The organism is Rhodococcus sp. 1168, from assembly GCF_002091955.1.
Lineage (GTDB): Bacteria > Actinomycetota > Actinomycetes > Mycobacteriales > Mycobacteriaceae > Rhodococcoides.
The window spans coordinates 1-26,631 of the sequence record NZ_MKKY01000083.1 but is presented as its reverse complement, the minus strand read 5'-3'; the positions used below and the strand labels follow the sequence as shown (position 1 = coordinate 26,631).

The window sequence follows — 26,631 nt, the reverse complement described above, 5'->3', positions numbered from 1 at the left end:
CTGCCCGGCTGCCGTTACGGTTCACCGAATCAGCTCATCGCTGGTAGCGCGCGGCGGGTCGGGCGCTAGGATTCTGTTTTTGGCCGGTCGAAAGTCGATCGGTGTTCGCGGAGGTGATTCCCATCAGTGAGCAGGTTCTCAATACAGAGTTACCGACGCGGATGCCGTTCGATTTGGATCTGAGCCATCGACTGGCCGCGGTAGCGCGTGATTTGCGTCGGCAGCACAATGATCCGGACAAGACCCTGGCTGCGATCACCGAATCCGCAGTGGTGAACGTGCCTGCTGCCGAATACGCCAGCATCACCACGGTTCTGCAGGGCAAGTTCGTGTACAGCGCTGCCTTGTCCGGTGACGTCGCGGCCGCGTGTGATTCCCTTCAGGAGCAGTTGGGCGAAGGCCCCTGCCTGGAGTCAGCCATCGAACAGCGCACTATTCGGATCGACGATATGGATGCCGACTCCCGATGGCCTCGTTTCGCCGACGCGGCTTCCGCGCTCGGTGTCAAATCCATGATCTGCTTTCAGCTCTACGTGGAGGGGTACAACTTCGGTGCGCTCAACCTCCACTCGTCGCGGGTGCATGCGTTCGGGGTGGACGCGGAGTCGATCGGTTCGTTGTTCGCCGCGCACGCCGCAATAGCATTTTCCACTGCCCGTGAGGAACAGCAGATTCGTGCCGCCCTGACCAGCCGCGACATCATCGGGCAGGCCAAAGGCATGCTCATGGAGAGGTACAAGCTCAGCGCGCAAGAGGCATTCGCGTTGCTGTCGAAACTGTCGCAGGAGACGAACACGAAGCTCGCCGATATCGCCAACCGTGTGGTCGCCGATGTCGAGACGAATGCCAAGGCTCAGTAGCTAGAGCCCGGTTCTTTCCACGGGTAGGCGTGAAAGCAGGCTGCGCGCACAGTCGACGGTCAGTTGTGGGTCGTGACTGAGTACGTAGGAAAACCTGCGATCCATGTCCGCGCCGGTGTCACCGAGATCTTTCGCGGCAAGAACCGCCGAGAAATGCGGTGACAGAACCACCACTACCCACTCCTCGCACACCGGATCGCCTGGCTCCAAATCGGCTCCGCGTACCTTCGGTGCCGGTTCAGTGCCCATGCCGAGGGCGAGCGCGCCGACCAGTGCTGCCTGAGTTGCCATCACTTCCCATCGACGCGCGGTGAGCGAGGTGAAGTGTTCGCGCTTCTCGAACGCACCGAGGATCACTGCGGTTTGCAGGGATTGGCTCGCAATGGATTCGAGCCCTTTGCTCATTTCGACGAGTAGACGTTTGGTCGACGGCTTGCTGTCACGACCTGCGGCGGCAAGTTGGTACGGCGAGGACCGTGGCATCGATCCGCGTTCCGGGGAGGTGCCGAAGTTCAACGGAGACAGCTTCTCCGACGGCTCGACCGGTGACCGATTCTGTTCGGTGAAGTAGCGGCCCTGCCCGACGCGTGCACCCAGTGCGATTGCGATGTGCACGGTTTCCGCGCTGTCGATACCCTCGGCCATGACGATGGCACCGGTTCGTTCGGTGTACGCCGCAACGGCATTGACGACGCGGGCGGTGAACAGGCTCGGTTTCTGGGTGATCAAGGAGCGATCCAGCTTGACTACATCAGGCTCGAGGAGGGGCAGCAGAGCCAGGGACTCCGGTCGGACTCCGAGGTGATCGACGGCGATGGCCCAGCCGAGGCGTCGAACATCCGCTACGGCACGTAGGAGCTGTGCAGGCCGGCGGATGAGGGAGGTCTCGTCGAGTTGTAGGACTGCGATGCCCGAACCTGCCTGGGCGCGGTCAGGGAGGTGGGGAAGCGAGTCGGGGTCGATGGCGATGAACAGTGGAACGGCCTTCAAAGCATCGGAGTCGGCAATACGACCGACGGCGCCTTCCCAGCGAACCAGGTCGAGATCGACCGTCATGTTCATCGCACGGGCGGCCGAGGCGAGTGCGGTCGGATCACCGAATGCGGAGCCCTCGGGGCCGCCGACGATAGCTTCGTGTCCGATGACCTCGGAGGTCAACAGGTCGACGAGCGGCACGAAATCGATGTGAAGGCTTCCTGGCCCGAGAATCGACTCGAGGCCCCCGCCGTCGAAACTCCTGGTCGTGGTGTCTCCGTTCATACCAATCCCTCACGTCTTGCTACCGACTGCACCGCGTCGCCCCGTGTGGTGGTGAAGACGTCCAACACGAAGTCCTCGTCCATGTAGCCCCCCAACCGCTCGAGCTCGGCGTTCTCGCCGATCACCGCGTGAACGCGATCTCCCGTCAGAGGGTAGTCCGATACGTGATGACGCCAATGCACTGCGAGAAGAGTGCCGCCTGGTTCTAGATGCGCCGTGGCAGCATCGACTGCCAGCCGAAGGTCGGACTCGTCGAGGTAGTACCCCACCTCGCTGAGCACGATGAGGTCGAACGGCTCCTCACCGGCTACCTCACTCCAGTCGTCGGTCAATGACCACTTCACGAAGTCCACTGTCGCATTGTCGACGGCGGCGCGGGCGGTATCCAGCACGGAATCGACGATGTCGGTCGAGATGAGCGTCCCGCACCGCGCGCTCAGCTTCTCGGTCAGAACCCCAACCGAGCAACCGGGTTCGAGGCCGCGACGGTATTGCGGCCGGGGGAGGGCGGCGACGGTGATCGAGTACTTTCTCTCTTCGTACCAGTTGGCGCGCAACCTGAATGGGTCCGTGCCTTCTGCGTAAACGGCATCGAAGTAGTCGCTGTGCAGTGTCATCCGAAGATCACTTCACGAGGACGCAGCAGGCGTTCCAGCGCAAAGGCAGGCAGCACCGCCCGGTCGGCCGGATGCTCCGACAGTGGGACGATTTGCGTCTGAAACTCTTGAACCGCAGCCTCTTTGGCCTTTCGTGCATTCGTGTCGAGATCGACCTCGAACGCCCGGCTCCACGGTACGTCGGGATGATCAGGGTAGGCCCAGTGCCACATCCAGATCGGGTATTCGAGGATCGCGATACCGGTACGCGAGGCTGCAGTGATGCAGGCGCGGGCGGTGGCCTCGTGGTCCGGATGGCCATCTCCGCGCCATGTCGTCAGGCACCAGGTTCCCGGGCCGCCGTGCAACGAGTCGGTCAATACATGCGCGAGTTCGTCCTCGTGCTCGGCAACAGCGCCGTCTTCGAACCCCAGGCGGATCGGATCGTTGCGTACCCCCAGTCGTGCCACAGCCCGTTCCGACTCGCGGGGGCGCTCGGACACGAGATCGGCGGGCGAGAGCGTCGGCGAACCGGGATGTGAGGCACCACCATCGGTGACGGCAACTACGGTCACTTCGATTCCGGCTGCGGCAGCCATGGACATCAGTCCGCCGACGCCGAGCACCTCGTCGTCGGGGTGCGGTGCGACGACGATCAATTTGCTGCATCGCGTGAGATCGAGGGGAGGGAAGTTGCGATCCCATGCTCGCCAATCCGACTCGGGAGTCCCCGAGTCGGATTCTGCGTCGAACGAGTGGGTGATGTCTTCTCGGCCGCTCACCACGGATAGTCCTCCTTCGCAATGTCTTCACCCAATGCTGCCAGATCGCGCTCGGCGTGGCTCTGCCGCAGATACACGCTCAGATCCGCGACCCGCTGGGCGTGTACCGCGTCGGCGCACAGGGGGCCTGCCCCCAATGCCCGGCCTACTCGATCGATGCATTCGCTGGCGGAGCTCTCGACGATGGCCCGTACTACTCTGGCGCGAATTCGACCCTGTCCATCGGAATCCATTGGATCGGAATCTATTTCGGCAGCAGCGGTCGTCAACGCGCTCGAAGCGGCACCTAGTGCGGCTGCGACCGCGCCCAGATGCGCGTTCTTGTGAGCATCACCGCCGGAACGAGCGGCCACGTGCAGGGTGTCGGCCACCGCACATGCACTACCGAACCAGCACGATGCGACGCCGATGGCACCGTGCCAAAAACCCGGCCGTTCGATGTAGGCGCCGGCTTCACCGACGGGGACCGCCGAGGCACCGTCGAAACGCACGGATCCCGAGTCGCTTCCTGCCATGCCGACGGCATGCCATGTGTGTGGGATCGGTGCGCACCAGTTCTGCGTCAGATCCACTGCGAACATCTGCGATCGGTCGCCGACCTTCGCGGTCACCAGGGCATCGGTACAGATGTGCGCACCCGAGCACCACGGTTTCACTCCGGTGAGCTTCCAACCACCCTGGCTCTGAACGGCCTGGAGTACCGGGGTGGGCGGCTCCGCTGCCCAGACACCCCAGATCTGCTCACGCTCGGGCTTCGGGCCATCGAGTTCGGCGAGGATGGCGATGGCATCCGCGTGCCCCTCGGCGAGGCGTCCGAGCACGGTGTTCTCTCGGCTCAGCATCGCCAAGGCTTGCCACCGCGCATCGGTGTTGCCTGCGCCGGGCAGCGGCAGGTCGGCGGCTTCATCGACAACCCACTGACGTAGGCGCGACCCAATGTCGATTGTCACTGCGTCAACGCCGCTTCGAGGGTGCGGAGATGCCCGGCGAATCCATCGGGTGCACGGCCGTCCCGCCGATTCGACGTCGATACCGGGGAGTCGCATGCGTACAGCACCGGGATCGAGTTGCTCTCCACCCGGCGAATCAGATCCACGTCCTCTCCGGTCGTCAACGACCCGAACCCGCCGACGGCGCGATAGACGTCCGCGCGGAGAGCGAGGTTCGCCCCGTGCACGTGGCGGTGCCCGGCATGGTTGCGGTACTTGGATCGGTAGGCACGTTCGAGGCCAGGGGTGGCGGAGTCGAGATCGACGCGCACCGTGCCCGCGACGGCCTGGGCACCGAGCTGCGCATGTCGTAGATGTGAGGCCAACCAGTCGGGACGGACCGTACTGTCGGCGTCGGTCGTCGCGTACCAGGTTTCGTGCAGGTTCGTTCCGCTCAGCCCGGAGTAGCGTTCTTCGGCGGCTCTGAAGCCTGCCGCGCGACTGGACCCGACATTGCGGAAGTCGACCGATATCACCGAGCTCTCACCGGCATGTCCTGCCCATTCCGCTGCGATCGTCGCGGAGTTGTCAGAGCACGAGTCGAGTACCACGATGGTGCGGACTTCCACATCGTGGACGGACGCGCGGGAGTGGGCCAGCGAAATCAATGCCTGCAGCAGCAGAGCCTCCTCATTGTGAACCGGCACAACGACGACGATCTGTCGAATACGAGCCGAATGGTTTTTCACGTATCCCTCCTTCGCGGACGTCGATGGCAAGGCAGGGACAGCGAAACGTCCGGACCTGGGCTGCCCGGCGCATTCGTCAACTGCGATTCCGACTCGACATGCTCTGCCGCCGGTGGCTCGACGGAATGCTGATAGGCCCAATAGACCCGCCTGGGAGTGCCCGTTAGTGGCACAATCCAAACACGGGTCGGGAGGTCGCTAGGAAAGGCGTGACGGTGTTCTTTCAACGTGGAGTAGCGCGGAAGGTGGCGCTGGCGGCGGGCCCCGTGCTGATCGGGTTTCCGGTGGCGCTGCTGACCGCCGGAACGGCGAACGGAGCCGAGCTGTCTTGCGGTGGGCAGCCCCCGGTGGAAAATGTGCTCGTCGACGGGACGAGTGCGTGCGGAGTACGCACCGACGCCACGAGCAACGCATTCGCCCATGCACTCGATGCAGTCGCGTTCGCGCGCGCCGAGGTAGGTGGCAGCGCGGTCGGGCTTGCCCAAGGCGGTGCCGTCGCCGCCGCCGAAACAGCGTCAGGCAAGGTCGGTGCCCTCGCGTTCGGACACAACGCGGTGTCGATCGTCTCGCCTGATCCTGGCGCAGTCGCGGTGGCCTTCTCGCTGGCCCGCGGCCAAACGTTCGTCGGGACTGCTTCGGAAGGCGTGCGGTGTGACGCAGGGGCAGGTCTGGCACTGAACCTCACTACCGGACAGAATTGCCTGTCCGACGGCGCCACCACCTGGAGATCCGGCGTCGTCTCACCTCGGTGAGTGTCTTACAATCACGAATCTTCGCTTCGCCAACAAATGAGGGGGACGGCAATGACAACACAGTTCAGCACCAACGAAGAGGCATTTCTCCAAATCGGCAAGGACCTCTGGTGGGCCGTGCTGATTCGCGGAATAGTCGCGATCGTCTTCGGCATCGTTGCCCTGGCCTGGCCGGACGTCACGGTGTGGGCCCTGGTAGTCGTTTTCGGCGCCTACGCGATCGTCGACGGAGTGTCGGCTATCGTTCGCGCCGCTCGGGCGAGGAAGGTCGAATCGGGTTGGGTGTGGTGGATGCTCGGCGGTTTCGTCTCGCTCGGCGCCGGAATCGTGGCGTTCGTATGGCCGAACATAACGGCACTCGCTGTCGTCTTCGTCATAGGAATTTGGGCGATCCTGGGGGGAATTCTGGAGATTGCAGGATCTGTGCGCCTACGCCGACTCGACGGTGCAACGCATTGGGCAGCGCTCATGGTCGCGGGTGTTCTCGAACTCATCTTCGGCCTGATTCTGGTGTTCTTCCCTGGCAGCGGCATTCTGGGCATCGTCTGGCTGGTTGGGGTGTTCGCGTTGCTCTTCGGCATCGCATTCGTCGTTTCGGCATTCCAGTTGCGATCGATGGCAAAAAAAGCCGGAATGATCTGAAACGTTCGATTTCGATTCGCACAATGTCGGCCGGGTATGTGTTAATGGCTTTTGATCTGCACGCTCGGGGAAGACTAAGGATGGACCGAACAGTTATGGCATTCGCATCTAAGACATCGCGCCGATTGGCAGTCCGGCTGTCTCTAGCGACCGTGACGGCTGCAGTGGGTATGAGTGCGCTGATCGCGCCGGCTCAGGCCGCTCCACTGTGGCCCGGCGGTCCCGAGGCACCCGCCCTCCCCTCGTTCCCTGGCTCGTCGGACCCGGCCGCGCCGGTGCCTCAGCCGCAGATCCCGCGCCTGTCACCTGCGAACTTCTCCGATCCGTCCATCAGCCCGTCCAGCGGTGAAGTAGTCGGCGTCGCGCAGCCGATTGCCATCCGTTTCAACGAGGCGATCGGCGATCGCGGAGCGGCCGAACGCGCAATTCACGTCACCACTTCACCCGCTGTCGACGGTCACTTCTACTGGATCAACGACAGTCAGGTCCGGTGGTTGCCCAACGAGTTCTATCCGGCACATACGCAGGTGACCGTCGAGGCAGCTGGGTCGCGCACCGACTTCTCGACAGGGGACTCCGTCATCACCACCGCGGACGACACAACCCACACCATGACGATCACGCGCAACGGTGAGGTCGTCAAGACGATGCCGACATCGATGGGCAAGGCTGGGCACGAGACGCCCAACGGCACCTACCTCGTCGACGAGAAGTTCCGCGACATGTACATGGATTCGTCTACCTACGGCGTACCGGTCGATTCGCCCGAGGGATACCGCACCTACGTCGAGTACGCCACGCGCATCTCCTACAGCGGTATCTTCGTCCATGCCGCCCCCTGGTCGGTCGACTCACAGGGCTACGAGAATGTCAGCCACGGTTGCCTGAACGTCAGCACGGAGGACGGACGATGGTTCTTCGAGAATTCACAGAAGGGGGATCCCGTCGTTGTCGTCAACAGTGGTGGCGGCACTTTGAGCGGCTCCGACGGCTTGGGTGACTGGAACCGCTAGCTCTTGGCTTTGCCGTACTTGTTAGTTCGGGAGTAGTTCACCTTTCATTCGTTGCGGGTGAGCACAGTCCCGGATGTGAGTACAACGACCGAACGAGTGCTGCCCACGGCAGGCCGAAGATCATTCTTCGGTCGGCCGTGGAGTGACTACGCACTGTTCCTGATTCTGTTAGGACCCAATCTCGTTCTGCTGGTCGTGTTCACCTACCGACCTTTGATCGAGAACTTCCAATTCTCCTTTTACGACTGGAATCTTTCTTCGCCGACGTCGAAGTTCATCGGCTTGGACAACTATCGCGAATGGTTCTCTCGTGACGACACCTGGATCATCGTCGGCAACACTGTCGTGTTCACCATCGTGGCAGTGGTCGGCAGCCTGGTGCTCGGGCTTGCGCTGGCAATGCTGCTCGATCGGAAACTCCGCGGCCGCAACTTCGTTCGGTCCGCGATTTTCGCCCCATTCGTCATTTCGGGCGCTGCGATCGGAATCGCCTTCCAGTTCGTGTTCGATCCGAACTTCGGTCTCGTGCAGGACCTTCTGCACCGAGTCGGGCTGACCTCCCCGGATTTCTATCAGGATCCGCACTGGGCATTGTTCATGGTGACGGTGACGTATCTGTGGAAAAACCTCGGCTACGCATTCGTCATCTACCTCGCTGCGCTGCAGGGAGTTCGCAAGGAACTCATGGAGGCGGCGGAGATCGACCGCGCTGGTAGGTGGACTACCTTCCGTAAAGTTCTTCTCCCACAACTACGTCCGACGACCTTCTTTCTTTCGATCACAGTCCTGCTCAATTCGTTGCAGGTCTTCGACATCATCAACGTGATGACGCGTGGAGGGCCACTCGGCAACGGCACGACGACGATGGTGTTCCAGGTCTACGAAGAGACTTTCCGCAACTTCCGTGCCGGATACGGCGCAACGGTGGCAACGATCATGTTCGTCGTCCTGTTGATCATCACCCTCCTGCAAGTTCGAATCATGGATCGAGACGACCAGCGATGACACTCACTGCGCCGCGTATCACTGCGGAGACGTCGCCGCCGGTCCACATTCCCGACGTGTCTCGGAACCGGCGCCTTTCCACTGTCTTCGGCTATATCGCGATGGTGCTGGTACTCATCATGATCGGGCTGCCACTGTTCTGGATTCTCATCACCTCGTTCAAGGAGCGGGGCGATATCTATGTCCAGCCGGTGACATGGTGGCCGGGTGTGTTTCGTCCACAGAACTACACCGAGGCAGTGACCGAAGTGCCGTTCTTCACCTATCTGAAGAACTCACTGATCATCACGGTCGCCACGTCGTCGATCAAGTTCGTGCTTGGTGTCCTGAGCGCGTATGGCCTGGTATTCCTCAGATTTCCGGGGAAGAACTTCGTGTTCCTGGTGATTATTGCGGCACTCATGGTGCCCAATCAGATCACGGTCATCTCGAACTATTCGCTGATCTCAGATCTGGGATGGCGCAACTCTTTCCAAGGCATAATTCTGCCGCTGGCGGGCGTGGCTTTCGGAACGTTCCTGATGCGCAATCACTTTCTGTCGCTTCCCGCCGAGATCATCGAAGCGGCACGAATGGACGGAGCGGGGCCGATCAGGCTGCTGCTGCGTGTGGTTCTGCCACTGTCCGGTCCGACTATGGTCGCTTTCGCCATCATCACGATTGTCACCGAGTGGAACGAATACCTCTGGCCGTTCCTGATGTCCGACGACTCCTCGGTCGCACCGCTGCCGGTCGGCTTGACGCTGTTGCAGAACAGCGAGGGCTATACCAACTGGGGCGCGGTGATGGCTGCCACGATCCTCACCATCCTTCCCATTCTCATCGTCTTCCTAGCCCTCCAACGCCACATGATCAAAGGCCTCACCTCCGGTGCGGTCAAAGGCTGATTCATCTTCATCGACAGGAGCACAACATCATGGCGAATCTCAATCGGCGCGGTTTCCTCACTCTCACCGGAACATTGGCGGCAGGTGCGGCGCTCGCAGCATGCAGCAGCCCTGGTACCAGCTCGTCAGGGGACGTAGCGGCCGGTGACGCGAACACCATCAACTTCTGGTCGAACCATCCCGGAAAGTCACAGGAGTTCGAGAAGGAGCTCATCTCGCGCTTCCAAGCCGAGAACCCGGGCCTGACCGTCAACTTGATCGACGGCGGCAAGAACTACGAGGAGGTGTCGCAGAAGTTCAACGCGGCACTGTCCGGTAACGACGTCCCGGACGTCGTCGTGCTGTCCGATGTGTGGTGGTTCAACTACGCGCTCACCGGCGCGATCGAACCGCTCGACAAGCACTTCTCCGCAGCAGGCGTCGACTCTGCCGACTACGTCGATTCGCTTCTCGCCGATTACAACTGGAACGGCAACCACTGGGCGCTACCGTACGCGCGGTCGACCCCACTGTTCTACTACAACAAGGCTGTCTGGTCGCAGGCAGGATTGCCGGATCGCGGACCCGCGACGTGGGCCGAATTCGACGAATGGGGCCCACGTATCCAGGCCGTCGTCGGCGACGGCAAGCTGGCGCACGGTTGGGGCAACGCGGTCGATTACCTCGGCTGGACGTACGAAGGGCCGATCTGGACATTCGGTGGCAGCTACTCCGAGGGCTTCGACCTCAAGTTCGACGATGAGAAGACAATTGCCGCAGGCCAATTCCTCAAGGACATGGTCCACACCAAAAAATATGCAGCGGTCTCCAATGACATCGCCAACGACTTCGGTGCCGGCATCCTCGCCTCGACCATTGCATCGACGGGCGACTTGTCCACCATCACCAAGAGCGCGTCGTTCGAGTTCGGCACGGCATTCCTGCCGTCGTCGGATGGAAAGCCGGGATGCCCGACGGGTGGAGCCGGACTGGCCATCCCGTCGAAAATCTCCGAGGAACGTAAGGTCAACGCGCTCAAGTTCATCGACTTCGTGACCAACGGCGCCAACACTGCGTACTTCTCACAGAATACCGGTTACATGCCGGTTCGTAAGTCTGCCCAGCAGGATCCGAGCGAGATTGCGTTCCTCGCGGCCAACCCGAATGCGAAGACGGCTGTCGATCAGCTTGCGTTCACTCGCAGTCAGGACTACGCCCGCGTCTTCGTTCCCGGTGCTGACAAGATCATCGGTACGGGTCTCGAGCAGATCGCGCTGCAGAATGCCGATGTGGCAACCACATTCGCGAGTGTCGCCGATCAGCTCCAGCAGATCATCGACCGCCAGATCACCCCGAACCTTCCCGCGTAATGGCAGCGATTCAGTACGCCGGCGTCTCGCACCGATACCCGGGTGCGGAGTCGCTGGCAGTGGACAGTCTCGATCTCGATATCGCCGATGGCGAGTTCATCGTGCTGGTCGGGCCGTCGGGATGCGGTAAGTCGACATCGTTGCGGATGCTCGCCGGGCTCGAATCGGTGGAGAGCGGCCGAATCGACATCGGTGGGATCGACGTCACCGGGCTCGCACCACGGGCAAGGGACGTCGCGATGGTGTTTCAGAACTACGCGCTGTACCCCAACATGACCGTCGCCGACAATATGGGTTTTGCGCTACGGAACGCAGGAATGAGCAAGGCGGACACCGCGGTGCGTGTCCATGAGGCTGCGAAGATGCTCGAGCTCGAAGCGCTGCTCGACCGCAAGCCGGGCAAGTTGTCCGGTGGTCAACGCCAGCGAGTTGCCATGGGGCGGGCGATCGTTCGTAAGCCCACGGTGTTCTGCATGGACGAACCACTGTCCAACCTCGACGCCAAGCTTCGCGTCAGTACCAGGGCACAAATCGCTGGGCTGCAGAAGCGACTCGGTACGACGACGGTCTACGTCACTCACGATCAGGTCGAGGCCATGACGATGGGTGATCGAGTTGCGGTCCTGCTCGATGGGAAATTGCAGCAGATCGCTCCACCCAGGGAGCTGTACGACAATCCGGTGAATACCTTCGTGGCAGGGTTCATCGGTTCTCCTGGAATGAATCTCGTCGATGCTCCGGTAGTCGAGGGTGCGGCGGTGATCGGGGATCTTCGCATTCCCCTTCCTCGTGGCCCTGTTCTCCGTGACACCGTGGGGCGAGTAGTACTGGGAGTTCGGCCGGAATCGTGGCGGCTCGTGGGCGAGCACGAAGGCTCGGTGGCGTCGACAGTCGAGCTGATCGAGGAACTCGGCGCCGAATCGTACCTGTACGCGGCGCTCGAGCCCGGCGCGAACTGGAGCACCCAGTCCGGCCGGTTCGCTGTTCGGATCGATCGGAAGCTGGATGTCCGTCTCGGCCAGACGGTGCGCCTCGTTCCGAACCTCGACGAGGTGTTTTTCTTCTGCGCTACTACCGGCTTGCGCTTGTAGCCGCAGGTTGCCCGAGGTTTACGGGTAGGGAGGCCCAGCCGTGCAGGACTCGGGTTTCTCGCCGGATTCCCTCACCTGCCGATCGCAGGTGGGGGAATCTGTCGAAGAGCGTCTTCAGTCCGACTTCGGACTCGGCCTTCGCCAACGATGCACCGAGACAGTAGTGACGCCCACCGGAGAACGAAAGATGTTTGTTCGCGTTCGTGCGGGTGACGTCGAACCGATACGGGTCGTCGAAGACGTCCGGATCACGATTGGCACCTGCCAGCACGAGGACCACCAGCCCGACCTTGGGTACCTCGATGCCCTCGACGACGACGTCGTGACGGGCCAGTCGACCCGTGAGCTGGACCGGTGATTCGAGGCGCAACATTTCGTCGACGGCGTTGGGCCAGTGCGAAGGGTCGCGTGTCAGTACCTCGAGCTGGTCGGGGTGGTCGAGAAGAAGTCGAATTCCGCTCCCGAGCAGATTGACCGTCGTCTCGAATCCGGCTGCCAGTACCAGCCCGGCAGTCGAGCGGAGCTCTTCGTCGTTCAGCCCGACCCCGTCCTCGGTGGCCGCGATGAGTTGGCTCATCAAGTCGTTGCCCGGGTTCTTGCGCAATTCGGCGAGATGATCGCCCAACCAGGCATCGAAACCTTCCAGCCCTTTCTCGACTTGGTTGAACTGTTTCCACGACAAGCCGATGTCCAGACTCGGTGCAGCCATTTCGCCGAACTCGAGGACACGCGCCCGATCGCTGTCCGGCACGCCGAGAATGTTGCTGATCACCGCGACCGGAAGCTGTGCGCAGTATTTGTCGACGATGTCTACTTCGACCCCGCCTGCCGTGAGGTCGTCGAGTAGTCCGTCCGCGGTATCCTGCACCATCTCCCGCATCCTGGCGACTGCGCGCGGAGTGAAGACCGAGGAGACCAGCTTGCGATAACGCGTGTGTTCCGGAGGCTCGACGGAGAGAAGTGAGGGCGGCTTGAGTGGGTGCAGTGCACTCGAGCGCGTGTGTTTTTCGATGAAGCGCAGCGTCCTCGGGAGGTTAGCCCCGAGTTCGCTGACGCGGAAGTCGTCGGAGCGTAGGAGGTCGAACACGACGCGATGGCTGACCGAGATCGTGGTAATCCGGGTCTTCACCAACGGTCCCGACGCGCGAATGCGCTCGAACACCTCTCGCGGATTCTCCCGTGTTGCGGGATCGGCCACGAGCATGGCCTGTGGGTCGCCGGCTTGCGCTGCTTTCTTGGCGCCGTAGCGCACGACCCCGTGTGCGGCGAGCCACCTGATTCGAGCTTTCATCTTTCTTGCTCCCCTCCTACTCGAGGCGCCTACCAGATCTTGACGCGCTCTTCCGGCTCCAAGTACAGCGCATCTCCAGGCTTTACATCGAAGGCTTCGTGAAAACTGTCGAGATTGCGCACCACACCGTTGCAGCGGAATTCCGGTGGTGAGTGCGGGTCGACCGCGAGTCGGCGAAGTGCTTCCTCGTCGCGTGCCTTGGTCCGCCACACCTGCGACCAACCGAAGAAGACCCGCTGAAGGCCGGTCAGTCCATCGAGTACGGGGGCTTGCTCGTCGCCGAGCGCGATCTCGTACGCGGCGATGGCGATGGACAGCCCGCCGAGATCGCCGATGTTCTCGCCGATGGTGAACTCACCGTTGACGCGGTGACCGGGGAGTGCCTTGGGCTCGAACTGGTTGTACTGCTCGATCAATGCGGCTGTGCGCTTTCCGAATTCGGTACGGTCGCTGTCGGTCCACCAGTCGACCATGTTGCCGTCGCCGTCGTACTTGGCGCCCTGGTCGTCGAATCCGTGGCCGATTTCGTGGCCGATGACGGCACCGATACCTCCGTAATTGGCGGCGTCGTCTGCTGCCGCATCGAAGAACGGCGGTTGCAGAATCGCTGCGGGAAAGACGATTTCGTTCATTCCGGGGTTGTAGTAGGCGTTGACCGTCTGCGGAGTCATGAACCACTCGTCGCGGTCCACGGGTCCCCCGAGTTTGTCCAGCTCGCGCTGATATTCCGCGACATGTCCGCGGCGGTAGTTTCCGACAAGGTCACCCGCATCGATGGAAATGGCCGAATAGTCGCGCCAGCGATCGGGGTAGCCGATTTTCGGAGTGAACTTCTCGAGCTTTTCGAGTGCCTTCTCCCGAGTCTGCGGACTCATCCATTCGAGGTCGGAGATGTTGCGTCGGTACGCTTCCTGCAAATTCTTCACGAGAACCTGCATGCGTTCTTTGGCGTCGGCCGGAAAATGACGATCGACGTACAGTTTGCCGACGGATTCACCGAGCAGATCCTGCACGAGTGACACTCCACGCTTCCACCTCTCACGGTTCTCCTCGGTACCGCTGAGAGTTTTTCCATAGAAGGCGAAGTTCTCCTCGACCAAAGCCTCGGTGAGGAGGTTCGCTCGGCCGTGGATGACGCGCCACGTCAACCATGCCTTCCAGTCTTCGATGTCTGCGGAAACCCACAGTGCGGCGAAGGTGGACACGAACGGTGGTTGACGAACGACAATCTCAGCAAACTGCTCGGTAGTGCCGCCGAGTCCGGAAATCCATGCGGTCCAATCGAATCCGGGCTCGTCCCGAGCGAGTGAAGCGAATTCGACGAGGTTGTAGCTCTTCTCGGCATCGCGACGCGCGACGACATCCCAATGACCTGCGGCGAGCTTCTTCTCTAGATCGAAAACGCGCTCGCCATCGTAACCGACCCCGGCGAGAGCGAACATCCTCGAAATGTGCGCCACGTAGGCGCCGCGGATCTCGGCGTAGTTGTCCTCGCGGTAGTACGACTCGTCCGGCAAACCGATTCCCGATTGCGAGAAGTGCACGAGGTAGCGGGAGGAATCCTTGGCGTCGGTATCGACGTAGTGGCCGATCGCCCCGCCGATGCCGGTGCGTTGCAGACCCCCGAGCACGCCGGCCAGTGTCAGGAGGTCGGTCGCGTCGGCGACGGCAGCGAGTTCCGCGGAAATCGGGGTCAGACCGGCTTCCTCGACGGCATCGGCATCGAGGAAGCTCGAGTAGAGGTCGCCGATCTTCTGCGCGTCGGTGCCCACGGGTGAATTCGAGGCTGCGGACTCCTGGATGATCGCCCGAACGTCTTCTTCGGCCTTGTCGTAGAGAGTTCTGAATGCGCCGTCGACCGCCCGGTCGGCCGGGATTGCATAGTTTTCGAGCCACTTGCCGTTGACATGCACGAACAGGTCGTCTTGCGCGCGCGTGTCAGGGTCTGCGTAGCCGAGGTCGATTCCGGAATTAACAACAGCAGTCATGCAATCCATCTTTACACTCTTGTGAGGATTCGGCCGATACCCGAGACCCGAAGCCGAACGGGGATCGCTAAAGCGCGCCGAGACCAGCGGGAATGGGTATCGTATCGAAAACTACCGCGAAGTCTGATCGCGGAATGAACCTGGTTCCATCGCGGCCCCGGGGGACAACGGGGTGGGTAACGGCGTGGAAGGCACTGCACCGTGAGATTTCTGCGCAGATGGTGGGCTCAGCCCTGCAACTACATGCGGATGGGAAAGTATTTCCAGGCGCGCGGTGTCTTGACGGCCTACCGCATCGGAGTCGGTTTCAATTGCATATTCTTCGGGCTCGCCGGGCTCACAGCTTTTCTGACGGCGGTTCCACCGAGTTCGGTGGTGAGCAGGACCGTCCTGGTGTCCGCTGTCATCTCGTCGTTCGTGGTCGGTGCCCTGTGGGTGCGCGGTCCGTGGCCCAGTGAGCGGATCAGCACACTCTTCGTCATCTACGCCGATATCGGCACCACCATGGCACTGTTGTCCTACGGGTCGATACAGATGTCGTTTCCGGTATGTGTACTTCTCGCGGCAACCGGGTTGTACGTCCAGGTCTTTCACAGTCCGAAGCTACTCATGGCGCATCTGCTCTGGTCTGCGGTAACGGTGGCAGGGATGTTCCTACTTATTCTGGCGTCACCCACTCTCGATCACGGTCTCGCGTGGTCGCATCTGATCATGCTATTGCCCGTCATGTTCACGACGCCCGTATTTCTCCAGTCGATACTGCTCAACCTTCGGGTGGACGCAGATGACGCGATGCTCGACCCGTTGACCGGCCTGCATAACCGACGAGGGCTCGATGAGGCGCTCCCGCGGTTTCTGCGAGGTCGGAGTGAGGTGTCGGTCCTGGTCATCGACGTCGATCGATTCAAATCGATCAATGATCGCTTCGGACACGAAGGGGGCGACCTGGCGCTCACCCTGATCGCACGCAGACTTCTCGTCGACGAAGTGCTCGTCGCGAGGACCGGCGGAGAGGAGTTCGCAGTGGTGACGACGGTGTCCGCCGAACAAGCGATCTCGGTAGCCGAATGGATGCGCACTCGCTTGCACTCGCCGCAGGACAGCTGCCCATTGACGGTCAGCGTCGGCGTCGCACACTCTGCTTCCGGCGAAGGCGACGGAGTGTGCACCGTGACGAATCTGCTTCGGCAAGCAGATTGGGCAATGTACGAGGCCAAGCGCCTCGGTGGCAACCAAGTCGTCGTTGCGGATCCGGTAGCTGCGTATCCACCGGTGCGCGCCGGCCGCACGGGTGATTGAATGCCCAGGTCGACGGCTCCGATGTATCCATCACCGCACTCCGACGTGGTGACGAGCGAAGAGTCCGGCGAGGCTCACTCCGCCGCCCAATGCGAACACGTGACGACGGCTGACGCGGTCGCGTTCGCGGTCGCGGTCGCGGTCGCGCCTGCGTAGTTGTCAGTTGGGTTGGTTGGGGATGGTGACGTCGAACCTGTTCTCGATGTTCTGCTGCCACTTGTCGGCGCATCGCTGCTGCTCACTCTGGTTGGTGCCGGCATCACTGATGCAGTCGGCGAAGTCTTTGCCTCCGCTGCTGTTGAACAGTCCGATACCGACCACGAGCAGGACGATCGACAGCGCAACCGCGACCAGACCGAGAATTATCGCGGCGAGTGAGACGGCCCCGTTGGTTGCGGTGCCCTTTTTGGATTTCGAACGGCCGATGAAACCGAGAACCACAGCAAGCAATCCGAAGATGATGCCGCCGAGGACCGTCCAGCAGAGCACGATGCCGAGGATCGCGAGCACGACCGCCACGATGCCGGCGGTATTCTGCTGCGGCGGTGGAGGCTGTGGGTAGCCACCTTGCTGTGGGTAGCCGCCTTGCTGTGGGTAGCCGCCCTGCGGCGGGTAATTGCCCTGCGGTGGGTAGTTACCCTGCGGTGGGTAGTTACCCGGTGGTGGGTAGTTACCCGGTGGGTAGTTACCCGGTGGGTAGTTACCTGGTGGGGGATAGCCACCCGGGGGCGGATCCTGGGGTGGGGGTGGATTCTCGGGTGGCGGTTGGTCTGACACGGCGGAGACCTCCGATGCGTACGAGCGTGAGTGCTGGAGAGTCTAAGCGCCTTGCCTGGCCGGGGACTCGACTATTTGGATGCCGTGATCAACCTGTCATCGACTGTGTTGCTCATCCACCCAGGCGTTTGTGCATCTCCCACACCAGTATCTCGGCAGGTACGGTTGCCTCGATCCGTTGTCCACCAGAGGAACTCAGACGTACGGCGTCGCCCTCGTACAATTCGCCGACGCCTTCCATCTGGACTGTCCCGGAGACGACGAAAACATGAAGAAACGGCGCTTCGGGGATCGTGATCGGTCGCCCGGGCTGTAACCGTGCTGCATGCATGGCAGCCGACTTCTGGGAGATGCCGATCGCGGACTGCCCGTGATGCTTCTTCATGCCGGATGCCACGGGAATCAGTCCGCCGCGCAGTAATTCGTCGTCGATCTCGAGTTGTTCGTATCCGGGTGTGATGCCAGGGGTGTCAGGCATAACCCACATCTGAACGAATCGAACGGGCTCGTGGTGCTGTTCGCCGGTCAGCCGCCAGGAGTCGTTCTTTTCCGAATGCATGATCCCTTTGCCTGCGCTCATGCGTTGTGCGAGGCCGGGATAGATGACTCCGGAGTGGCCGATCGAATCCTGGTGTACGAGCGAGCCCTGCACCACCCATGTCACGATTTCCATGTCGCGATGTGGGTGGGTTTCGAATCCTTCTCCGGCAGATACGGTGTCGTCGTTGTTGACGAGCAGTAGTCCGTGATGGGTATTGTCCGGGTCGTAATGCTGCCCGAAGGAGAAGGAATGCTTCGAACTGAGCCATGTGACACGGGTTTTCGCGCGATCACCGGCGCGATGGACGTCGATGTGGGGAATGGGGGCGAAGCTTGCAGGATGTGGAGCGGACATGGGCCCACTCTACGAGTCGAACGATCGATAGTCGCCAGGCCCGGATAACTTTCGCGCGACGAAAGAAAAACGATCCAGTGCATCAGGTGTGTGAGATCAGGGGGATCGGGTAGCCGTATTCGAAAGATTCGACCACTCTGCGCTCGCCTCAGCTCGCCTCAGCTCGCCTCAGCTCGCCTCAGCTCGCCTCAGCTCGCCTCAGCTCGCGCATATCGGCGGATCCATCGTTAGAGTGAGAAGTAGACCGAGCGAATGCGGAGGCCAGTGAACTCATCTATGACCGATTCGACGCACATCAGCACGGAAGAGTTGGAAACTGCACTTCGGGCGTGGCTTCCGCAGCAACGCTGGTTCGCCGCGAAGGGTTCTCGGATCGTCTCTCTCACCGTTGCCTCGCGGGTCTCCCTAGGGTCGCGGCCAGGGGTGGAGGCAGAGCACGTCCTGGTCGACGTCGGACTGGACGCGCACGTGGCCGAAGGTGGCCGCGTCCAGCGCTACCAGGTGCCACTCGGCTTTCAGCGCACTGTAGTCGAGGATTTGGCACCCTGGCAGTTGCCGGTGCGAGAGGGCGTATTCGTATACGACGGTTTGCGTGACCCGAAGATCATTGCGCTGTATTCCGACGCATTGTCGGCCGCCCAGCCGATCGGCTCCCTCGACTTCCGAAACGTGCCGGGTGAAACGGTCGAGACCGGAATGCTCGGTCGGGTGTTGGGCGCGGAACAGTCGAATACTTCGGTGGTGCTAGGTGAAGTGCTGCTGCTCAAACTTTTTCGACAGGTCTCCCCGGGCGTCAACCCGGACATCGAACTTCATCGCGCGTTGGCGGCCACCGGATGCCGATTCGTCGCTCCGCTGCGAGCCTGGATCGAGACCGAGGCGGATGGTGAAGTCTCGATGCTCGGCATGGCGCAGGACTTCGTGGCCGACGCTGCAGAGGGGTGGACCACCGCCTTGGCGAGTGTCCGCGACCTGCTGGCGAGCGACCGACAGCCAGCTGAGCTGGATTCCGATTTCTCCGGCGAGGCATACGACCTGGGTGCTGCAGTCGCCCACGTGCATGCGGATCTGGCGAGGGAGTTGGGTACGGCCGAGCGCGCGGGCTCCTCGACGGCCGTCGAGGAGATTCTCGCTCGGGTCGAAGCTGCGGCGGAAGTGATTCCGGAACTGGCCGACCATCTTCCGGCTGCTCGCGAGCTCATCGCAGGAGCCGAGGCAGCGGGCACGGTAACCGTGCAGCGTATCCACGGCGACCTGCATCTCGGTCAAGTCCTACGCACCTCGGCCGGTTGGTTGCTCATCGACTTCGAGGGTGAGCCCGCAAAGCCACTGGAAGAGCGTAGACAGCGAGACAGTGCGCTACGTGATGTCGCCGGAATGTTGAGATCGTTCGACTATGCGGCTCATCATCTGCTGCTGGACGATCCGGACGCGACCGAGGCGACCTACGCCAGGGCCTCGGAGTGGGCGAGAAGAAACTCGGCATCGTTCTGCGACGGTTATGCATCGGTCACTGGGTCGGACCCACGCGAGGAATCAGCGTTGCTCAGCGCTTACGAGCTGGACAAGGCTGTCTACGAGGCAGAGTACGAAGCACGTAATCGGCCCGCTTGGCTGGAACTGCCGATGCGTGCGATCAGGCGATACGCCCCGGCTCGGGCTAGTTCTTAGCCCTTCGTCTCGATAGCTACCCGATCGAGTCCGACAAGTCGGCCTCGATCGGGTGGTCCGCCACTTTGGCGACCTCGACTTCGACTACTCGGTCCGTCGTCTCGATTCGCTTGTCGTGTGAGTCCTCGCCCGCCCCGCACACTATGCACCGGGCGTCTCTTGGGCGTTCCCGCTCGTAATGGTGGCTGTATCTCCCGAAGCTCTGCGCCATCGTGTCGACCCGATTCTGTCCGTGTTCGCGTCGACCCCACGGCGACTATCGTCGACAGTGCCGGATTCGGGGACTCGGGTCAACCGGGCTGGTTTCGTCGCGCGGTAGATGAGCCAGGTCCCGGTTGCGGCTCCCACAGCAGCGACCACAAGCGCCAGATGAGCCTGAGTGAACGCTGCTGCGAGATCTGTTCGATTGCCGGCGACGAGTAATGCGCAGATTGCTCTTCCAATGGATCCGCCGATCCGTTGGAGGTGTCGGCACGGTCAACTCGATCGCATCTGTGACCGATATCGAGCACGTTGTCGCCGAGGGCGTGGATGTCTTTCTCGCTGCATACGGGTGTCGACCAGCAAGCTGAGTTCGTCCATGCACTTCCTCGTCGACGACGCCACGACCGCAGCGATCAGCGAGTAAGAGTTCCGAGATCCAAGGGCAACTGAATGCCGGTTACGTGCCGCGCCTCATCCGAGGCGAGCCAGGCGACAGCTGCCGCGATGTCCTCCGGCTCGCTGACCGGGTCGGGCAACGAACCCATGAAAATCGGCCCGAGTGAAGCGCCGTACTTCTCGATGAGAGTCATCATGTCGCCGGGCTGCATGCCGGTCGCGACGCCGTGCGGATGAATCGTGTTGACGCGGATATTGAACTGTCCGAGCTCGTTGGCCATCGTCCGACACAACCCGACGATGCCGTGCTTGCTCGCTGTGTAGTGCGCGAGAAATGGCAGCCCGCGTAGCCCGGCGACCGAACTGGTCATGACTATCGATCCGCCTGTGCCCTGACCGAGCAATATTGGAATCGCAGCCTTTGCCGTGAAGAAGGTGCCGGTGAGATTGACGTCGATCGTTTCTTTCCATTGCTCTGGGGTGATTTCCCAAGACATCCCCGCCGCGCAGATTCCGGCGTTGGCGATGACGACGTCGAGCCGGCCGAGCTGCTCGACTCCGTCGTTCAACGCAGCCGACAAAGCTGCGAAATCTCGGGTGTCGGCTTGGGTGGCGACGATCCGGCGATCGAGTGCTTCGACTGCAGCCACCGTTTCCTGCAAATTCTCCGCTGTGGACCCGTCATAGAATGTCGACTCGAACTCGCCACAGATGTCGACCGCAATGATGTCGGCACCCTCCGATGCGAGCCTTATTGCTTCGGCCCTTCCCTGGCCGCGGGCGGCGCCGGTAATGAAGGCAACCTTTCCCTCGAAGCGTCGTGGTTGATGTTCGGTCGATGTGATCATGGCTTCGGACAGTACAACTTCCAGTACTCGGTACGGGGTGGATTCGACCGACGCCGAGTGCGCCCAGTACGGTAAGGGGCAACACGGGAGGTAGGGCAGTTATGGAAAGCATCGGTGCATTCATAGGGATCGTCGTCATCGTTCTGACGGTCGTTCTCGTGGTCTTCGGTTGTGTCATGTTGTTCGTGGCATCGATCAAGCCGGACTTGATGAACTTCGATCTCGATCGTCGCTCGCGCAACAAGAAAAAGAGCGATACCGCGTCCTAGCCGGATGGTACGGGTGACTTGGCTCATAGTTGGGCCTTGAATCTCGTGCGCCCGCTGTTGGACCGGGAGGACTGTATTCGGTCCAGGACGTCGAAAACTGGAGACGATGACGTGAGCAGCACGCTGGACACGCGGCCGAGAATATGTGCCACAGAGATCAAGGCACGTTTCATGGGTGAATCGGCCCAGGCACAATTCGTCAGATTCGTTTTCGTGGGTGCGTCCAGCAACATCGTCTATATCGGACTGTTCCTCGGATTGGCCTTTCTGGGTACCTTCGTTGCAAATATTGCCGGAATCGCGGCGAGCACAGTTCTTGCCAATGAACTCCATCGGCGGCATACCTTTCATGCGACGCAGCGTGTCGGATGGTTGCAGACGCAGTGGGAGGCGGGTGGTCTCGCCCTCGCCGGTCTGGCTCTCGGCACCGCGGCCCTCGCCGTCGTTCATATTGTTTTTCCCGGATCGTCGTGGATCCTGCAGGTCGTCGCCGTCATCGCGGTGAGTGCTGCCACCGGCGCGCTCCGCTTCATCGCGCTTCGCGGATGGGTTTTCTGACCGCCTGATGAGTCCGCCCAGCGCTGATACAACATACAGACCCTGCGCAGAGATAGGCTGACCTCGCTCGATCGAGCGAGGAGGTCGCGATGGGTACATGGTTCACCGAGACGGTCGTGAACAACGGCCGTCTTCCGCTGTTCTTTCTACTCGTGTCTTTCCTATTGGCATTTCTTTTCATTCGGTTCAGCGTTCGAATGATCAGGGCCGAAGTGTCCTGGTGGCCCGGCAACGTCACACCAGGTGGCATGCATATTCACCACGTGATGTTCGGACTGGTCATGGTCCTTGTCTCCGGGTTCGCGCTGGTGGCCATCGCGAACTACGAGACCCCCGTTGCCAACTGCATTCTCGCGAGCGTCTTCGGCATCGGAAGTGCGTTGATGCTCGACGAGTTCGCACTGATCCTGCATCTTCGCGACGTCTACTGGGCGGAGGAAGGCCGGTCCTCCATCGACGCGGTCTTCGTAGCCATTGCGATCTCCGGCCTCTATCTTCTCGGCGTTCACCCCATCGGATTCACCGGAGACTTCGACGTCTATCAGCAGGATCGATCGTTGGTCACTCTTGCCCTGGTCCTCTTCGGATTGGCGCTTCAGCTGGGGCTCGCGGCGATCACCCTGCTCAAGGGCAAGCTGTGGACAGGATTGATCGGCCTGTTCTTCACCCCGTTACTCATCGTCGGTGCCATCCGGCTCGGTCGACCGTTGTCGCCTTGGGATCGGTGGCGATACGCCGACAAGCCAGGAAAACGAGCGAAAGCGTTCACCCGCGAGAAGCGGTTCCGTGAGCCGGTCATCCGGGCGAAGATCTTCGTTCAGGAGGCACTGTCGGGTCGCTTCGGTGTTCCGATCGAATTTGCTGCATCGCCAGTCGAAGTCGCGGCGCCCGATCGGCATGCGCCGACCAAGCTCCCCAATCGATTCCTGACCGCTTTGCGGTGGAATCGAACTCGCCGACGTTTGCGGCGGACACCGATGTGGCGACTACCGATGATTCTGGTGTCGTGCTCGATAATCCTGGCACTGGTTCTGGTGGATCTGGACAGTGAGTTCGCCGACAGCGATTCCGCGGTGGGCGCCGAATCGGCATTCGATATCGGATCCACCGCGACGTTACTCGCGGTGATTGCCGGCGGCATGGTGACGCTCACCGGCCTCGTCTTCACCGCCATCACGTTGGCTATGCAGTTCGGTGCCTCGCAGATCTCGGTACGGGTGGTGCCGATGCTGCAGCAGGAGCTCATCATGCGCGTCTCGATCGGGATGTTCCTGTCCACGTTCGTCTTCGCCGTCGTCATCGCCTCGGATCTGGCATTGTCCGGCGAGACGACAGCACCGATCATCTCGACGTCCATCGCCATACTGTTGGCGTTGGTCAGTGCGTTCCTGTTCATCGCTCTGGTGTCACGGGTGGGGATGGTGCTCAATTCCTCACGGCTGCTGCGATGGATCGCAGCACAGGGTCGATCTTCGATCGTGCGGACCTACCCGGGATTCATCGAGGAACTGGAGCAAGGACCACGGCCGGACTTCGCTGCCGCACCGGACCTGAAGACTCCGGTCCTGAAGACGCAGCCAAACGACCACATGTCCGAGCCGCTGGGTGAGTCGAGAACGATCCGGCTCCGTCAACTCTCACCCGACGGTCGAATTCTGTTGGCTGTCAACCTCTCCGGTATCGAGCGACTGGCTGAGAAATGGGGTGTCACCATCGAGGTGATGCCGTATGTCGGTGAGTTCGTCGCGCAAGACGCGGTGTTGTTCGAGGTGAACGGGCCGCAGCTACGAATGCGACCGCATCAGTTGATGGCGTGCCTGGTGTTCGGTGATACCCATAGCCCGACGGTCAGTCCGGCCGCTGGGCTGACGGCCATCGTCGACATCGCACTGAAGGGCCTTTCGCCCGCGATCAACGACCCCGGCCGAGCCGTGCAGGCGATCGACCATCTCGAGGATTTGTTGATGACGCTGGCGCCGAGAGTTCGGTTGGAGGCGTCGGACTCGGTATCGACACGCATTCGTGGGACGGTCCGTACCTGGCCCGATTACGTGGCGATTGCAACCGACGAGATTCGGCACTTCAGCGCCCATTCCGCGCAGGTCTACCGCCGGCTTCGCTCGCTGTTCGCGACGTTGCTCGCGTCCTGTCCGCCTGATCAGCACCCCCCACTCTTGGCTCGATTGGACGCCCTGGACGCTCAGATCGCGCGCGAATGGACCGATGGCCTCGACATCGCGCTGGCGTCTGTCGCTGATCCTCAGGGGTTCGGCTCCGAACTCGGGTCGGCAGGACGAACACATCCGTTGGTTCTGGGTGTGCCGACCATCGAAACGGACGAATCCGCAGCGGGAGAAAAGCCGGGAAACTAGGTTATGCAAAACTTGTATCCGTGACGTCGGCGCTGTTTCGTGCAAGACCGCGGGTCTCATCCGACGGGATCGCGCCGAATCGGCAGTCCGAAAAGTGTTTCCAGCAAAAGGAGAGTCCCTCGAATGAGTAGCCGCTGCCATCGATGCCGCCCGGAACAAACGACGTCCCCACTGGAAGCAGGACTTGTATAGTGACGAATATCGATGCGCCGCAGTGGTTCTCGGATGCGGTGGCAATCAAGCCGGTCGAAAGCGACATCGAGGTGCTCGGCTCCTCGATTCATGTCCGCTCGTGGGGTGAGGAAGATCTTCCCGGCGTCGTTCTTGTCCACGGCGGTGCTGCGCACTCGGGATGGTGGGATCACGTCGCGCCATTTCTTGCCCGCGACCATCGCGTCGTAGCGCTCGATCTGTCCGGCCACGGAGATTCGGCATGGCGGGAAGATTACAAAGTCGAGTACTGGTCTGCCGAAGTTCTCGCGGTGGCGGAAGCGTCGAACTTCATTCGCCCCCCGGTGTTGATCGGGCACAGTATGGGCGGTTGGGTCTGCATGGACGCCGCGAAGGGCGACGCCAGAATTGCGGGCGTGGCAGTGATCGACACCCCGCTTCGATCTCCCTCACCCGAGCAGACCGCAGCGCGCGACAAGCGAGCGTTCGGACCGCTGAAGGTCTATGCCGCTCTGGACGAAGCGTTGGTGCGGTTCCGCACTGTTCCCGACCAAGCAGACTCGTTGCCGTACGTGATGGACCACGTTGCCCGCGGGTCGGTGCGAGAGGTCGACGGCGGATGGTCGTGGAAGTTCGATCCGAGCATGTTCGGCAGCGCTCGCCCGTCACCGGAGCTGCTTCGATCGGTTCGTTGCCGGGCTGCGTTGTTCCGCGCCGAACGGGGCATGGTCACCCAGGACGTAGCGTCGGACATGTACGAAATGTTCGGCAGATCGGCGCCGGTGATCGAGATCCCGTTGGCCGGACATCACGTCATGCTGGATCAGCCGTTGCCGTTGGTGTCGGGCCTGCTCACCTTGCTTGCAGATTGGGATCACTCCAGGGCTCAGGTGGCTGGCGCCCAGCACATGTGAGGGCACCCAAGTGTGGTGAGCGGGGTTTGCAACATCTAACAGAGTCTCGCGTGGACGTCCCCGCCGATAGGGAAATCGACCTACCCTTAGGTAGGTATTTTTCACTAGAGGAGGCATGTCCATGGCGAGGGATCTGACACAGCTGGAGCTGCTACACGAGCTGGTTCCTGTTGCGGAAGACAACGTGAACCGCCACATGTCGATGGCGAAGGAGTGGCACCCGCACGATTACGTGCCGTGGGACGAAGGCCGCAACTTCGCCGCACTCGGTGGGGTGGACTACGAACCGGAGCAGAGCAAACTCTCCGAGGTAGCGCGAGCAGCGATGATCACCAACCTGCTCACCGAGGACAATCTGCCCTCCTACCACCGCGAGATCGCCGAAAACTTTTCACAGGACGGCGCCTGGGGCACCTGGGTGGGACGGTGGACCGCCGAAGAGAACCGGCACGGCATCGTCATGCGCGACTACCTGGTGGTCACCCGCGGTGTCGATCCGGTCGCGCTCGAGCAGGCCCGGATGATTCACATGACCAACGGTTTCGCCTCGCCGGCGGGCGCAGAAACCGGACTGTTGCATTCGGTCTCGTACGTTACCTTCCAGGAACTCGCCACGCGTGTCTCGCATCGCAACACCGGCAAGGTGTGCGACGACCCGATCGCCGACCGGATGCTTCAGCGCATCGCGGCGGATGAGAACCTGCACATGATGTTCTACCGCAACGTCACCGCTGCCGCGCTCGACATCGCGCCGGATCAGACGTTGGAAGCGATCTCGCATATCGTGATGAACTTCCAGATGCCTGGTGCCGGGATGCCGAACTTCCGCCGCAACGGTGTGTTGATGGCCAAGCACGGCATCTACGATCTGCGTCAGCACCTCGAAGACGTGGTGTGGCCAGTGCTACGGAAGTGGCAGATCTTCGAACGCGAGGACTTCACCGGTGTCGGGGAATCCAAGCGTGAAGAACTGGCGGTGTTCCTCGAAGACCTCGAGCGTCAGGCCACCAAGTTCGAGGAAATGCGTGATCGTTCCCTCGCACGCGAAGCCGCCAAAGCAGAG

At 61.5% G+C, this 26,631-nt stretch carries 26 protein-coding genes; 16 read left to right on the top strand and 10 right to left on the bottom strand.

What is annotated here, in order from left to right; genetic code table 11:
- Positions 1–161 precede the first annotated feature (161 nt).
- The gene (locus BJI47_RS18955; protein WP_088945238.1) at positions 162–860 is read left to right on the top strand and encodes a GAF and ANTAR domain-containing protein; all 699 of its coding nucleotides are present in this window, start codon (positions 162–164) and stop codon (positions 858–860) included.
- On the opposite strand, the gene BJI47_RS18950 is transcribed toward BJI47_RS18955, so the two are convergent.
- The 5 genes from BJI47_RS18950 to BJI47_RS18930 are packed head-to-tail and all read right to left on the bottom strand — an operon-like array spanning position 861 to position 5,176.
- Complete coding sequence (locus BJI47_RS18950) at positions 861–2,120, bottom strand: EAL domain-containing protein (RefSeq protein WP_088945200.1); 1,260 nt, start codon at positions 2,118–2,120, stop codon at positions 861–863. It abuts the gene before it with no gap.
- Positions 2,117–2,737 carry an SAM-dependent methyltransferase gene (locus tag BJI47_RS18945; protein WP_088945199.1) on the bottom strand — a complete coding sequence of 207 codons (621 nt, stop codon included), beginning with the start codon at positions 2,735–2,737 and terminating at the stop codon, positions 2,117–2,119. The genes BJI47_RS18950 and BJI47_RS18945 overlap by 4 nt, the downstream gene beginning before the upstream one ends.
- A complete protein-coding gene (locus BJI47_RS18940) occupies positions 2,734–3,498 on the bottom strand; it encodes a PIG-L family deacetylase (protein ID WP_254900693.1) in 765 nt (254 codons plus the stop codon). The genes BJI47_RS18945 and BJI47_RS18940 overlap by 4 nt, the downstream gene beginning before the upstream one ends.
- A complete protein-coding gene (locus tag BJI47_RS18935) occupies positions 3,495–4,448 on the bottom strand; it encodes an acyl-CoA dehydrogenase family protein (protein WP_088945197.1) in 954 nt (317 codons plus the stop codon). The genes BJI47_RS18940 and BJI47_RS18935 overlap by 4 nt, the downstream gene beginning before the upstream one ends.
- Positions 4,445–5,176, bottom strand: a complete 732-nt coding sequence (locus BJI47_RS18930; protein WP_088945196.1) for a glycosyltransferase family 2 protein — start codon at positions 5,174–5,176, stop codon at positions 4,445–4,447. Before BJI47_RS18930 ends, BJI47_RS18935 begins: the two co-directional genes overlap by 4 nt.
- Before the next feature lie 209 nt (positions 5,177–5,385).
- On the opposite strand from BJI47_RS18930, the gene BJI47_RS18925 reads away from it, so the two are divergent.
- The 7 genes from BJI47_RS18925 to BJI47_RS18895 all read left to right on the top strand — a co-directional run bounded on the left by BJI47_RS18925 (position 5,386) and on the right by BJI47_RS18895 (position 11,915).
- A complete protein-coding gene (locus tag BJI47_RS18925) occupies positions 5,386–5,928 on the top strand; it encodes a DUF6764 family protein (protein WP_088945195.1) in 543 nt (180 codons plus the stop codon).
- A gap of 51 nt (positions 5,929–5,979) precedes the next feature.
- The gene (locus tag BJI47_RS18920; RefSeq protein ID WP_088945194.1) at positions 5,980–6,570 is read left to right on the top strand and encodes an HdeD family acid-resistance protein; all 591 of its coding nucleotides are present in this window, start codon (positions 5,980–5,982) and stop codon (positions 6,568–6,570) included.
- Between the two features lie 80 nt (positions 6,571–6,650).
- The gene (locus BJI47_RS18915; RefSeq protein WP_088945193.1) at positions 6,651–7,583 is read left to right on the top strand and encodes a L,D-transpeptidase; all 933 of its coding nucleotides are present in this window, start codon (positions 6,651–6,653) and stop codon (positions 7,581–7,583) included.
- 75 nt (positions 7,584–7,658) lie between these two features.
- On the top strand, positions 7,659–8,588 hold the full coding sequence (locus BJI47_RS18910; RefSeq protein ID WP_176224968.1) for a carbohydrate ABC transporter permease: 930 nt from the start codon (positions 7,659–7,661) through the stop codon (positions 8,586–8,588).
- Complete coding sequence (locus BJI47_RS18905) at positions 8,585–9,475, top strand: carbohydrate ABC transporter permease (RefSeq protein WP_088945191.1); 891 nt, start codon at positions 8,585–8,587, stop codon at positions 9,473–9,475. Before BJI47_RS18910 ends, BJI47_RS18905 begins: the two co-directional genes overlap by 4 nt.
- A 29-nt stretch (positions 9,476–9,504) precedes the next feature.
- Positions 9,505–10,824, top strand: coding sequence for an ABC transporter substrate-binding protein (locus BJI47_RS18900; RefSeq protein ID WP_088945190.1), 1,320 nt, complete (start codon positions 9,505–9,507; stop codon positions 10,822–10,824).
- Complete coding sequence (locus BJI47_RS18895; RefSeq protein WP_088945189.1) at positions 10,824–11,915, top strand: ABC transporter ATP-binding protein; 1,092 nt, start codon at positions 10,824–10,826, stop codon at positions 11,913–11,915. Before BJI47_RS18900 ends, BJI47_RS18895 begins: the two co-directional genes overlap by 1 nt.
- On the opposite strand, the gene BJI47_RS18890 is transcribed toward BJI47_RS18895, so the two are convergent.
- Together BJI47_RS18890 and BJI47_RS18885 are read right to left on the bottom strand one after the other, a co-directional pair.
- Positions 11,896–13,206, bottom strand: a complete 1,311-nt coding sequence (locus tag BJI47_RS18890) for a cytochrome P450 (protein ID WP_088945188.1) — start codon at positions 13,204–13,206, stop codon at positions 11,896–11,898. The genes BJI47_RS18895 and BJI47_RS18890 overlap by 20 nt on opposite strands.
- 29 nt (positions 13,207–13,235) lie before the next feature.
- The gene (locus BJI47_RS18885) at positions 13,236–15,203 is read right to left on the bottom strand and encodes a M13 family metallopeptidase (RefSeq protein ID WP_088945187.1); all 1,968 of its coding nucleotides are present in this window, start codon (positions 15,201–15,203) and stop codon (positions 13,236–13,238) included.
- Between the two features lie 192 nt (positions 15,204–15,395).
- On the opposite strand from BJI47_RS18885, the gene BJI47_RS18880 reads away from it, so the two are divergent.
- Positions 15,396–16,493 (top strand): GGDEF domain-containing protein, encoded by a 1,098-nt coding sequence (locus tag BJI47_RS18880; RefSeq protein WP_254900692.1) that lies wholly within the window; start codon positions 15,396–15,398, stop codon positions 16,491–16,493.
- Complete coding sequence (locus BJI47_RS24200) at positions 16,494–16,649, top strand: hypothetical protein (RefSeq protein ID WP_176224966.1); 156 nt, start codon at positions 16,494–16,496, stop codon at positions 16,647–16,649.
- Positions 16,650–16,652: 3 nt separating this feature from the next.
- Here BJI47_RS24200 and BJI47_RS18875 read toward each other — a convergent pair whose 3' ends face one another.
- Positions 16,653–17,270, bottom strand: coding sequence for a DUF4190 domain-containing protein (locus BJI47_RS18875; RefSeq protein ID WP_088945185.1), 618 nt, complete (start codon positions 17,268–17,270; stop codon positions 16,653–16,655).
- 112 nt (positions 17,271–17,382) lie between these two features.
- The gene (locus tag BJI47_RS18870; RefSeq protein ID WP_088945184.1) at positions 17,383–18,165 is read right to left on the bottom strand and encodes a pirin-like bicupin family protein; all 783 of its coding nucleotides are present in this window, start codon (positions 18,163–18,165) and stop codon (positions 17,383–17,385) included.
- 276 nt (positions 18,166–18,441) lie between these two features.
- Here BJI47_RS18870 and BJI47_RS18865 point away from each other — a divergent pair, with 276 nt between their 5' ends.
- Entirely contained in the window at positions 18,442–19,836 is a 1,395-nt protein-coding gene (locus BJI47_RS18865; RefSeq protein WP_088945183.1) for a hypothetical protein, read from the top strand.
- A gap of 617 nt (positions 19,837–20,453) precedes the next feature.
- On the opposite strand, the gene BJI47_RS18855 is transcribed toward BJI47_RS18865, so the two are convergent.
- Entirely contained in the window at positions 20,454–21,284 is an 831-nt protein-coding gene (locus BJI47_RS18855; RefSeq protein WP_088945181.1) for a mycofactocin-coupled SDR family oxidoreductase, read from the bottom strand.
- 101 nt (positions 21,285–21,385) lie between these two features.
- On the opposite strand from BJI47_RS18855, the gene BJI47_RS24195 reads away from it, so the two are divergent.
- The 5 genes from BJI47_RS24195 to BJI47_RS18835 all read left to right on the top strand — a co-directional run.
- Positions 21,386–21,553: a hypothetical protein gene (locus BJI47_RS24195; protein ID WP_176224965.1), complete on the top strand. Its 168-nt coding sequence runs from the start codon at positions 21,386–21,388 to the stop codon at positions 21,551–21,553.
- Positions 21,554–21,664: 111 nt separating this feature from the next.
- Positions 21,665–22,111, top strand: a complete 447-nt coding sequence (locus BJI47_RS18850; RefSeq protein WP_254900691.1) for a GtrA family protein — start codon at positions 21,665–21,667, stop codon at positions 22,109–22,111.
- A gap of 89 nt (positions 22,112–22,200) precedes the next feature.
- Positions 22,201–24,483: a DUF2254 domain-containing protein gene (locus tag BJI47_RS18845; RefSeq protein WP_088945180.1), complete on the top strand. Its 2,283-nt coding sequence runs from the start codon at positions 22,201–22,203 to the stop codon at positions 24,481–24,483.
- Between the two features lie 191 nt (positions 24,484–24,674).
- Positions 24,675–25,568, top strand: a complete 894-nt coding sequence (locus tag BJI47_RS18840) for an alpha/beta fold hydrolase (RefSeq protein ID WP_217808561.1) — start codon at positions 24,675–24,677, stop codon at positions 25,566–25,568.
- A gap of 121 nt (positions 25,569–25,689) precedes the next feature.
- Positions 25,690–26,631, top strand: a 942-nt coding sequence (locus tag BJI47_RS18835; protein ID WP_088945159.1) for an acyl-ACP desaturase, incomplete at its 3' end; no start/stop codon positions are given.

What these genes read in the sequence shown, in the direction of transcription:
- BJI47_RS18955 (WP_088945238.1), top strand. Translation starts at nt 162, where the DNA reads ATGCCGTTCGATTTGGATCTGAGCCATCGACTGGCCGCGGTAGCGCGT.
- BJI47_RS18950 (WP_088945200.1), bottom strand. Translation starts at nt 2,120, where the DNA reads ATGAACGGAGACACCACGACCAGGAGTTTCGACGGCGGGGGCCTCGAG.
- BJI47_RS18945 (WP_088945199.1), bottom strand. Translation starts at nt 2,737, where the DNA reads ATGACACTGCACAGCGACTACTTCGATGCCGTTTACGCAGAAGGCACG.
- BJI47_RS18920 (WP_088945194.1), top strand. Translation starts at nt 5,980, where the DNA reads ATGACAACACAGTTCAGCACCAACGAAGAGGCATTTCTCCAAATCGGC.
- BJI47_RS18915 (WP_088945193.1), top strand. Translation starts at nt 6,651, where the DNA reads ATGGACCGAACAGTTATGGCATTCGCATCTAAGACATCGCGCCGATTG.
- BJI47_RS18905 (WP_088945191.1), top strand. Translation starts at nt 8,585, where the DNA reads ATGACACTCACTGCGCCGCGTATCACTGCGGAGACGTCGCCGCCGGTC.
- BJI47_RS18900 (WP_088945190.1), top strand. Translation starts at nt 9,505, where the DNA reads ATGGCGAATCTCAATCGGCGCGGTTTCCTCACTCTCACCGGAACATTG.
- BJI47_RS18895 (WP_088945189.1), top strand. Translation starts at nt 10,824, where the DNA reads ATGGCAGCGATTCAGTACGCCGGCGTCTCGCACCGATACCCGGGTGCG.
- BJI47_RS18890 (WP_088945188.1), bottom strand. Translation starts at nt 13,206, where the DNA reads ATGAAAGCTCGAATCAGGTGGCTCGCCGCACACGGGGTCGTGCGCTAC.
- BJI47_RS18885 (WP_088945187.1), bottom strand. Translation starts at nt 15,203, where the DNA reads ATGGATTGCATGACTGCTGTTGTTAATTCCGGAATCGACCTCGGCTAC.
- BJI47_RS24200 (WP_176224966.1), top strand. Translation starts at nt 16,494, where the DNA reads ATGCCCAGGTCGACGGCTCCGATGTATCCATCACCGCACTCCGACGTG.
- BJI47_RS18870 (WP_088945184.1), bottom strand. Translation starts at nt 18,165, where the DNA reads ATGTCCGCTCCACATCCTGCAAGCTTCGCCCCCATTCCCCACATCGAC.
- BJI47_RS18865 (WP_088945183.1), top strand. Translation starts at nt 18,442, where the DNA reads ATGACCGATTCGACGCACATCAGCACGGAAGAGTTGGAAACTGCACTT.
- BJI47_RS18855 (WP_088945181.1), bottom strand. Translation starts at nt 21,284, where the DNA reads ATGATCACATCGACCGAACATCAACCACGACGCTTCGAGGGAAAGGTT.
- BJI47_RS24195 (WP_176224965.1), top strand. Translation starts at nt 21,386, where the DNA reads ATGGAAAGCATCGGTGCATTCATAGGGATCGTCGTCATCGTTCTGACG.
- BJI47_RS18845 (WP_088945180.1), top strand. Translation starts at nt 22,201, where the DNA reads ATGGGTACATGGTTCACCGAGACGGTCGTGAACAACGGCCGTCTTCCG.